The organism is Deferribacter abyssi (genome assembly GCF_049472655.1).
Lineage (GTDB): Bacteria > Chrysiogenota > Deferribacteres > Deferribacterales > Deferribacteraceae > Deferribacter > Deferribacter abyssi.
Genome location: NZ_JAQNCS010000029.1, coordinates 1 through 9651 on the forward strand (window position 1 = coordinate 1; position 9651 = coordinate 9651).

Consider the following 9651-nt stretch of genomic DNA (forward strand, 5'->3'; position numbering starts at 1 on the left):
AGTAAACTAAGCAATATCACACGATTTATAGATGCTGATGGAAATAATCTCTTTGAAAATAAACAGGAGCTAACCATTTGGGGTAACGGAAAATCAACTACTATATATTTAGAAGCCGATGACACTTTAGCAGATTTAGAACAAAAATTAACTAATGCAATAGTAAATAAATTAGGAATGGGTTCAAATGATCCAATAGTAAATGAACATCTTGTAGATTATATAACAAACCCAGATCCAAATAGTAGATTTAGAACTGTTAAAGGTACTTTTGTAATACAAACAGCTATGGTTGGTGAACAAGGGGAAATTGCTTTTAGTGGGGATCAAAGGCTTATAAATGCCTTTTCACTAGCAGAAGTGCAAAAAGCTGAAAGTAGTAGTGTAAAAGTCTCAATATATAACGCAACATCAGGCGAATTAATTGGTGCAGATGAAACCGGTAACGATAGAGTAGACGGAATAATCAACGGGATAGAATTAGTTATTGACTCACGTACAAGTGTAAAAGCATCATTAACTTCTTCTAACGAAATTGAGTTTACATCAAATCCAAACCTTCCAAATGAAACATATTATTTACATGTAATTGACAATTCTACTAATTTACAAATTGGAGCAAATAAAGGACAAGATTTATCTGTATCAATCCCTCAGCTTAATACAACAGGGTTAGGTGTTGATAAAATTTGGGTTGTTTCTCAAGAACTTGCCAAGCGAGCAATTCCAGATATTGATAATGCTATTAATCAGGTAGTAACAATAAGAGCTACAATTGGTGCTCAGATTAACAGATTAGAGCATACAATCTCAAACCTTGAAGTTGCTAGAGAAAATATGACAGCAAGTGAATCCAGAATTAGGGACCTTGACGTGGCAGAAGAGATGGCTACATTTACAAGATATCAGATTTTATCTCAAGCAGGCACAGCTATGCTTGCACAAGCCAATCAAATACCTCAGTTAGCTCTTCAGCTTCTCCAAGGATAGGAGGTAAACTATGGCAGCATATAATTTAAAAGAAGTTGATACAAAAAGAAAAATGCAACTAAACGAGCTTTATAAAATGTTAAAAGAAATGTTTGAAAATAATTTTTATGGAGCTCTTGAAATAAAATTCGAAGCTGGTAAAGTAACTATAGTGAAAAAAACTGAGAGCATAAAATTATAAAGAAAGGGAGGAAATTTTTTCCCTCCCTTTCTTAAAAAAATTGGCATTTTTTTTGTTTAATCAGCGACATGGAGGTCGCAAACATGTTTGATGGGAAAAATGTACTTATCACTGGTGGTACTGGTTCTTTTGGTAAAACTTTTACAAAATATATTCTTTCAAAATTTAATCCAAATAAGATTATCATACTTAGTAGAGATGAATACAAACAGTATCAAATGGCAAGAGAATTCAACAATGATAATAGACTAAGATTTTTTATCGGGGATGTAAGAGATAAAGAAAGATTATATAGAGCTTTTTGGAATGTAGATTATGTTGTACATGCTGCTGCATTAAAACAGGTACCTGCTGCCGAATACAATCCCTTTGAATTTATAAAAACGAATATAATTGGTGGTCAAAATGTAATAGAGGCGTGTATTGATAACAAAGTAAAAAAAGTTGTAGCTTTATCCACTGACAAAGCTGCAAACCCCATAAATCTTTATGGTGCCACTAAACTCTGTTCAGATAAATTATTTGTGGCAGGCAACGCTTATGCAGGTGGGAGGACTACAAAATTTTCAGTCGTAAGATATGGTAATGTACTGGGAAGCAGAGGTTCTGTTTTACCACTGTTTTTAGAGCAAAAAAAAACAGGAAAAATAACCATTACAGACAAAAGAATGACAAGATTTTGGATTACACTTCCTCAAGCAGTCGAACTTGTTTTAAAAGCTCTCAACTTTATGACAGGAGGTGAAATTTTTGTACCTAAAATCCCTAGCATGAAAATTATTGATATGGCCAAAGCCATTTGTCCAAAATGTGAAATAGAAGAAATTGGAATAAGACCTGGAGAAAAACTACACGAGGTAATGATACCGGAAGATGATGCAAGACATACTAGAGAATATAAAGATCATTTCAGAATTATACCTGAATTTATGAACTGGGAAGCTCCCAAAGAGTTTGGCAATGGTGGAAAACCATTACCCGAAGGATTTGTTTATTCCAGTGATAAAAATAACTGGTGGCTTACTGAAAAAGAATTACAGGCATATGTAAAACAATATGAGCAGGGATTGATATGATACCCTACGGCAAACAGTTTATAGATGATACTGATATAGAAGAAGTTATAAAAGTATTAAAATCCGATTTTATCACACAAGGTCCAAAGATAAAACAATTTGAAGAAAATTTAGCAGAATATTGTGGAACAAAATTTGCCCTAATATTTAATTCAGGAACTTCTGCATTACACGCAGCATATTTTGCTGCCGGTTTAAGCAAAGGTGATGAATTTATCACTTCCCCTAACACATTTGTTGCCACTGCAAATGCAGGGTTATATCTTGGGGCAAAGCCTGTTTTTGTCGATATAGAACATGATACAGGAAATATAGATGTAAATTTGATAGAAGAAAAAATTACAGAAAAAACCAAACTAATTGTGCCTGTTCATTATGCAGGACATCCCTGTGATATGAAAAAAATAAAAACCATTGCAGATAAATACGGATTAAAAATTGTTGAAGATGCCTGTCACGCACTGGGAGCACGATATAAAGTTCAAGGATCAATGTTTAAGGTTGGTTCATGTAAGTTTTCCAATATGACAGTTTTTAGTTTTCATCCGGTAAAACACATTACAACTGGTGAAGGTGGCGCAGTTCTAACCAACAACGAAGAGTATTATGAAAAACTAAAAATGTTCCGCAATCATGGAATAACAAAGGATCCTGAAAAATTTATATCATTACCTACACCCCAGTGGTATTACGAAATGCACTTCTTAGGTCACAATTATAGGATGACAGATATTCAGGCAGCTTTGGGCATCAGTCAGCTGAAGAAACTCGATTACTTTATTGAGCAAAGAAGAAAAATTGCAGATAAATACAATGAAAAGTTTGAAAATAATCCTTATTTTGAGACACCTGAGGAAAAAGATTATGCTTTTTACTCATATCATCTGTATCCCATAAAACTTAAATCTCCATTTCATAAAAAGAAAAAAGAGCTATTTAAAAAGTTAAGAAAAAATGGTATTGGTGTGCAGGTTCATTACATTCCTGTTTACTGGCAACTTTTTTATCAAAATCTCGGTTTTAAAAAAGGGATATGCCCTAATGCAGAAAAGTTTTATGAAAAGGTTATTTCATTACCTATTTTTCCTTCACTAACTGATAATGAACTTTCCTATGTAATAGAAAAAATTTTAGAGGTTTTTCAAAAGCTATGAAAATAGGGGCTATTATTCAGGCAAGGACATCCTCAACGAGGCTGCCGGCAAAAGTGCTAAAACATTTACCGTATGATAGCAACATTACCATTTTACAGCAGGTTATCAGACGAACTAAAAAATCAAAATTGATAGATGAAATCATCATTGCAACTACAACAGAAAAAGAAGATTACAAAATCATTAAAATCGCAGAAAAAGAAAATGTCAGGTGGTTTAAAGGAAGCAAAAATGACGTATTGGAAAGATATTTTTTAGCAGCAAAAGAAAATAAGCTTGATATTATTGTAAGAATTACAAGTGATTGTCCTTGCATAGATTGGCAGGTAATTGATGAGGTCATTAAAACGCATATAAACTTAAATGCGGATTACACTTCTAACACACTTACAAGAACTTTTCCACACGGCCTCGATGTGGAAGTAATCTCATTTACCGCTTTAGAAATCGCTTATAAAAATGCCACAGATGATTTCGAAAGAGAGCATGTATGCCCATATATCCACACAACCCATAAAGAAAAGTTTAAACTTGCAAATGTAAAAGCACCAAAAGAGCTGCATCACCCTGAAATCAGAATAACACTTGATACAGAAGAAGATTACGCCCTACTTTGCGCTATATTTGATTATTTATATCCCAAAAACATTTTTTTTGACGGCAAAGACATAGTGAAACTTTTCGGCGAAAAACCGTGGCTGAAGTTTATAAACAAAAAGATTATCCAAAAGAAAATTTTTACAAATATCAACGAGGAATTGAAAGAAGCAGTTAAAATCCTTGATTTGCAAGATTTAAACAACGTCAAGAAGATATTGGAAAAATTTATAAAATGAAAGTCATCATTTTAACCGAAGGCGGTAAAAACACAGGTTTTGGACACATTACAAGATGTCTATCTTTATACCAAGCTTTTGAAGAAAAAGGTGTACAACCTAAGTTTATAATAAATGGGGATAACAGTATAATAGATTTAGTGAAGGATGCAGATTATAAGCTCATCAATTGGTTAGAAAACCAAGACCAAATTTTAGACGAAATACAAAATGCAGATATTGTAATTATTGATAGTTATTTAGCAGATAAAAGTTTTTATGAAGAAGTAAGTAAGATTGTAAAAACACCTGTTTACATAGATGATAATAAACGAATAGACTATCCAAAAGGTTTTGTTGTTAACGGAAACATTCACGCTGAAGAATTGGATTATCCGAAAAAAGAAGGAATTACATATCTGCTTGGGACAAAATATACTCCCTTAAGAAAAGCTTTTTGGGATATCCCAGAAAAGAAACTTAAAAACAATGTAGAAACAGTATTAATAACTTTTGGTGGAAATGACATTAGGAATTTAACACCCAAAGTTTTAAAAATGCTAAAAGAAAATTATCCTTCTTTACAAAAATTAGTTGTTATTGGTCAAGGGTTTAAAAATATAGATGAGATAAAAAAAGAATCCGACGAAAAAGACGAGTTATTTTACAATCCTGATGCAAAAATGATGCTTGGATTGATGCTTAAAGCTGACATTGCAATATCAGCAGGGGGGCAAACTTTATATGAACTTGCAAGAGTTTGTGTTCCAACAATAGCAGTTATTGTTGGTGAAAATCAAATAAAAAACGTCGCAGGTTTTAAAAAAGCTGGTTTTATTAATCATACATTTGATTGGCAAGACAATGATTTAATTGATAAAATACATTTATCAATTAATAAAATATTAAACACCTCTAAATTAAATGGGTGTAATACCTTAACATGTCATTATATTGATGGAAAAGGATCATTGAGAATTGTAAATTTTATAAATAAGTTATTATATAAGGTGGCTAATGAAAAACACAATACATGACAATATTATTATTGATGGCTATAAGCTGATTAATTTTATAAATTTATCAGATTTTGAAAAAGAATTAGTGAGAAAATGGCGTAACCATAAAGATATAAGAAATTGGATGTATAACGAACATGAAATTTCAATTCAAGAACATAATAATTTTATAACTTCTTTAAAAGAAACAAAAAATAAATTATACTGGCTTGTAAAAAAAAATGATGATGATTATCTTGGAGTATTAAATCTTGTAAATATTAAATGGAACCATAGAAATGCTTATTTAGGAATTTATGCAAATCCTGAACAAAAACGACCTGGCTCTGGAGAAACTTTATTGTCAATTCTTTTAAAAGTAACATTTAGTATTTTAAAATTTCATACATTAAAATTAGAAGTCTTGGAAGATAATGCACCTGCAATAAGGCTTTATCAAAAATTTGGTTTTGAAGAAGAAGGTAGATTGAAAGAATTTGTTTTCAAAGATAATAAATGGAAAGATGTAATAATAATGGGAAAAATTAATAATGTATAAAAGGATAACAAATGAAAATTGATAGTTTCATTTTAAAAGAAAAAACATTAATAGTAGCCGAACTATCAGCAAACCATAAACATGACATAGAGCTTGCAAAAGATACTATCTATGCAATGAAAGAAGCTGGAGCTGATGCAGTAAAACTTCAAACTTATACGCCAGATACGATTACCATTGATTGTAATAATGAGTACTTTCAAATAAAACAGGGGACTCTCTGGGATGGAAAAACTTTCTATGAGCTTTACAAGGAATCTTATACTCCGTGGGAATGGCATTATGAGCTAAAAGAGCTTTCTGAAAAATTGGGACTTATCTTTTTTTCTACTCCTTTTGACAAAACAGCTGTAGATTTTTTAGAAAAATTAAATGTGCCAGCGTATAAAATAGCTTCTTTTGAGATAACAGATATACCACTTATAGAATATGCAGCTTCAAAAGGAAAACCGATGATAATATCAACCGGTATAGCAACTCTTTGTGACATTCAGGAAGCAGTTGAAGCTTGTAAAAGAGTTGGAAATAATCAGATAATACTTCTAAAATGCACTTCTGCGTATCCTGCACCTTTGGAAGATGTAAACCTAAAAACAATTCCAAATATAGCAAAAACCTTTAATTGCATAGTAGGACTGTCAGATCATACTCTTGGAATTTCTATCCCAGTTGCAGCTGTAGCTCTTGGAGCAAAAGTTATAGAAAAACATTTTATTTTATCCAGAGACATTGACTCTCCTGACAAAGTATTTTCTCTAACTCCTGATGAATTTAAAAGTATGGTTAATACTATTAGGGATGTTGAAAAAGCACTTGGAAAAATTTCTTATGAACTGACAGATAAAATAAAAAAAAGCAGAGAATTTTGCAGATCATTATTTGTTGTTAAAGATATCAAAAAAGGTGAAAAATTTTCCGAAGAACATATTCGTTCAATTAGACCTGGTTATGGTCTGCATCCAAAATATTTAAAAAATGTTTTAGGAAAAAAAGCTGCAAAAGATATAAAAAGAGGAAAACCGTTGAGATTTGAAGATTTGGTTGATTAAATTTTAATAAAAAACTTTTCCTTTATATCCTGGCATTGTTTTTGATAATATAAAACTAAGTAATAACTGACTTAGGAGAACTTTAATATGAATATGCTTAAAAAAAATTTATCACTATTTGAAAAATACAGACCATCTATCTATAACATGTTAAAGGCTGTTGAACTAAATAATAATTATAAAAAAGTTTTATCAAAACAGACACAAAACTTGCCAAATCTTTTACACATACCTACTGGAATGTTACTATATAATAGTGATAATCCGTTACTACAGGTAACAACATTAATTAAGAACAAAAATATCAAAGTCCCACAATTAACACTTTTTTTTGGATTTGGATTAGGGTATGAATTATTAACTTTTCTTCAAAATTTTGCAACCCCAGATACTACAATGATTGTCGTAGAACCAGACTTAGAACTTTTTAGAAAAGCAATTGAACTTGTTGATTTTGAAGATATTATAAAAGATAAAAGAATACATTTTATCTTAGGTTCAAATATTGAAAACCTATTTTTAACTTTAAGAAAAATAATTGATCAAGGCAATCTTAAGCTCTATGTAAAAGCCATAAATATCATTGAAAATGATCTTGTATTTACACTCCATAAAAAATATTTTACTAATTTTATGCAAACATTAAGAGAAGTAGTAAAAGAAATACTGCTTCACTATGGAAATGACCCATGGGATTCTTTAATTGGTATTGAAAACACTTTTCTAAACATCAAAGAAATTATCAATTATCCAGGAATAAAAGATTTAAAAGAAAATTTCAAAAATAAACCAGGCATTGTCGTTGCAACTGGACCTTCACTAAATAAAAATATTCATCAACTAAAAGGGCTGGAAAATAAAGCTGTAATTTGTGCTGTTGATGCCTCTGTCAGGGTAATGAAAAAGCATGGACTAAAGCCACACTTAGTTACCTCATTAGAACGTGTTTTAGCTACAGCAAAACTTTTTGAAGGGTTAACAGAAGAAGATGTAAAAGATGTTTATTTAGCAGCTTGCCCCGTAATAAGACCTGAAACTTATGCAAACTTTCCAGGTGAAAGAATAATTGTATATAGAAATTTTGCTACATTTCATTGGCTTGAAATAAATAAAGGAATTTTAGACATTGGTCCATCTGCTGCAAATATGGCTTTTAAAGTTTTAGAATTTTTAGGTTGTAATCCAATCATTCTCATCGGACAAGATTTAGCTTTTGGTGAAGATGACACCACTCATGCTAAAGGCTCTACTTATGGAGAAAAAGAAAAACAATATTATAAACCAGAAAGGATTTTAGATGTTGAAGGTAATTACAAACCAAAAGTTAAAACTACAGACATTTGGTATCGTTTCCTAAAATTTTATGAAAAAGATGTTGCACATTTTAATGGTTTAGTAATTAATGCTACAGAAGGTGGTGCAAAAATCGCTGGTACAAAAATAATGACTTTTGCTGAAGCTATTAATAACTATATAACTGAAGATATCAACACATTAGAGATAATTAAAAATAATCTAAAATACCCAACAAAAGGTGAAAAAGAAAAAAATTTGGAAAAGATTAAATCAAAAACTAAAGAAGCTATAGAATATTGCGAATTTGTCATTGCAGAATTCAAAAAGGCATTGGAATACTGCACAATATTTGAAAATGATATAATCAAACCTTTTTTTGAAAAAAAAGAATTAGACTCTCAAAAAGAAAAAGAAATATTCCAAACAATAGAAAATTACTTACGAATTTTTTCAGAAAAAAAATTCTTTCTTATTTTGATGCATTACGTTCAACCTTATTATATAAAAACTTTGATAGATATTTTTGGAATTAGAGCTGCTGAAAAAAATCAAAGCATTTCTAATTTCAAAGTGGCTTTACAACTTAAAAATATGTACGCAGTAATGATTGAGTTAATAAAGAAAATATTATCACTTTTCATAAATTTAAAAGATGAATTAGAAAAGCTATCTATAAAATAAGATTTTTCTAAAGTTTTCTTGATATAATTCGATATTATAAGAAACAATTATTAATCGGTGCTGAAACAATCAGGCCGGTGTGATCTATCATTTGGTAGATTGCATCGGCCTTTTTTTGTTTCAGTACTTAATAAGTTAAGAAGGAGGTGATAGTAAAGAAAACTAAGGAAACAGAAAGTAAAGAGATAGAAAAAGAAATGTAAAATTTACATTGCTCAATATTGAACTTTGAACGTCGAACAATGGTTTGGCAGGGAAGCCATAAAAAACAAAACAAGGAGGTAGTGTTATGGCACTAAGAATTTACAACAATATTTCTTCACTTAATGCTCAAAGATATCTTGGTATAACAAATAATCAAATGGCAAAATCACTTGAAAGATTATCAAGTGGTCTCAGAATTAACCATGCATCTGATGATGCATCTGGTCTTGCAATTAGTGAAAAATTGCGTGGACAAATTAGCGGTCTCAAGCGTGCAAGTATGAACGCTCAGGATGGTATCTCCATGCTACAAACTGCTGAAGGTGGTTTGCAGGAAATCCAGAGTATCGTTCAAAGAATGAGAGAACTTGCAGTACAAGCTTCCAATGGAACTTATACCGCCAATGATAGGGCAGAACTTCAAAAAGAAATTGACCAATTAAAAGATGAAATAAATAGAATTTCTGCTTCTACAGAATTTAACACCAAAAAATTACTTAACGGAGACTCATCTGCACTCTGGTCGGTTGACAACAACAAAGTAACTGCATTAATCAAAGGTAAGGTTGCCGAAGGGGAATATCAGATATCATTAAGTACAACGCCAGGAAGCAACTATATCTACAAAACTGATATTATGACAATAAA

10 protein-coding genes are annotated in these 9651 nt (G+C 31.0%); all 10 read left to right on the forward strand.

All coding sequences use genetic code 11. The features are described from left to right. Positions 1 to 990, forward strand: a 990-nt coding sequence (locus OWK30_RS11220; RefSeq protein WP_423326539.1) for a flagellin, incomplete at its 5' end; no start/stop codon positions are given. 10 nt (positions 991 to 1000) lie between these two features. Continuing rightward, positions 1001 to 1171 (forward strand): hypothetical protein, encoded by a 171-nt coding sequence (locus OWK30_RS11225; RefSeq protein ID WP_423326541.1) that lies wholly within the window; start codon positions 1001 to 1003, stop codon positions 1169 to 1171. Between the two features lie 83 nt (positions 1172 to 1254). Next, positions 1255 to 2247 (forward strand): UDP-N-acetylglucosamine 4,6-dehydratase (inverting), encoded by a 993-nt coding sequence (gene pseB / locus OWK30_RS11230; RefSeq protein ID WP_423326543.1) that lies wholly within the window; start codon positions 1255 to 1257, stop codon positions 2245 to 2247. Then, positions 2244 to 3401 carry a UDP-4-amino-4,6-dideoxy-N-acetyl-beta-L-altrosamine transaminase gene (gene pseC / locus OWK30_RS11235; protein ID WP_423326545.1) on the forward strand — a complete coding sequence of 386 codons (1158 nt, stop codon included), beginning with the start codon at positions 2244 to 2246 and terminating at the stop codon, positions 3399 to 3401. Before pseB ends, pseC begins: the two co-directional genes overlap by 4 nt. Further along, entirely contained in the window at positions 3398 to 4237 is an 840-nt protein-coding gene (locus OWK30_RS11240) for a cytidylyltransferase domain-containing protein (protein ID WP_423326546.1), read from the forward strand. The genes pseC and OWK30_RS11240 overlap by 4 nt, the downstream gene beginning before the upstream one ends. Then, positions 4234 to 5253, forward strand: coding sequence for a UDP-2,4-diacetamido-2,4,6-trideoxy-beta-L-altropyranose hydrolase (gene pseG / locus OWK30_RS11245; RefSeq protein ID WP_423326547.1), 1020 nt, complete (start codon positions 4234 to 4236; stop codon positions 5251 to 5253). The genes OWK30_RS11240 and pseG overlap by 4 nt, the downstream gene beginning before the upstream one ends. After that, positions 5234 to 5773: a UDP-4-amino-4,6-dideoxy-N-acetyl-beta-L-altrosamine N-acetyltransferase gene (pseH, locus tag OWK30_RS11250; RefSeq protein WP_423326548.1), complete on the forward strand. Its 540-nt coding sequence runs from the start codon at positions 5234 to 5236 to the stop codon at positions 5771 to 5773. The genes pseG and pseH overlap by 20 nt, the downstream gene beginning before the upstream one ends. An 11-nt stretch (positions 5774 to 5784) precedes the next feature. Further along, on the forward strand, positions 5785 to 6822 hold the full coding sequence (pseI, locus tag OWK30_RS11255; RefSeq protein WP_423326550.1) for a pseudaminic acid synthase: 1038 nt from the start codon (positions 5785 to 5787) through the stop codon (positions 6820 to 6822). Positions 6823 to 6909: 87 nt separating this feature from the next. Next, positions 6910 to 8799, forward strand: coding sequence for a motility associated factor glycosyltransferase family protein (locus OWK30_RS11260; protein ID WP_423326552.1), 1890 nt, complete (start codon positions 6910 to 6912; stop codon positions 8797 to 8799). A gap of 289 nt (positions 8800 to 9088) precedes the next feature. Further along, on the forward strand, positions 9089 to 9651 hold a 563-nt coding region (locus OWK30_RS11265; protein WP_479723460.1), incomplete at its 3' end, for a flagellin N-terminal helical domain-containing protein.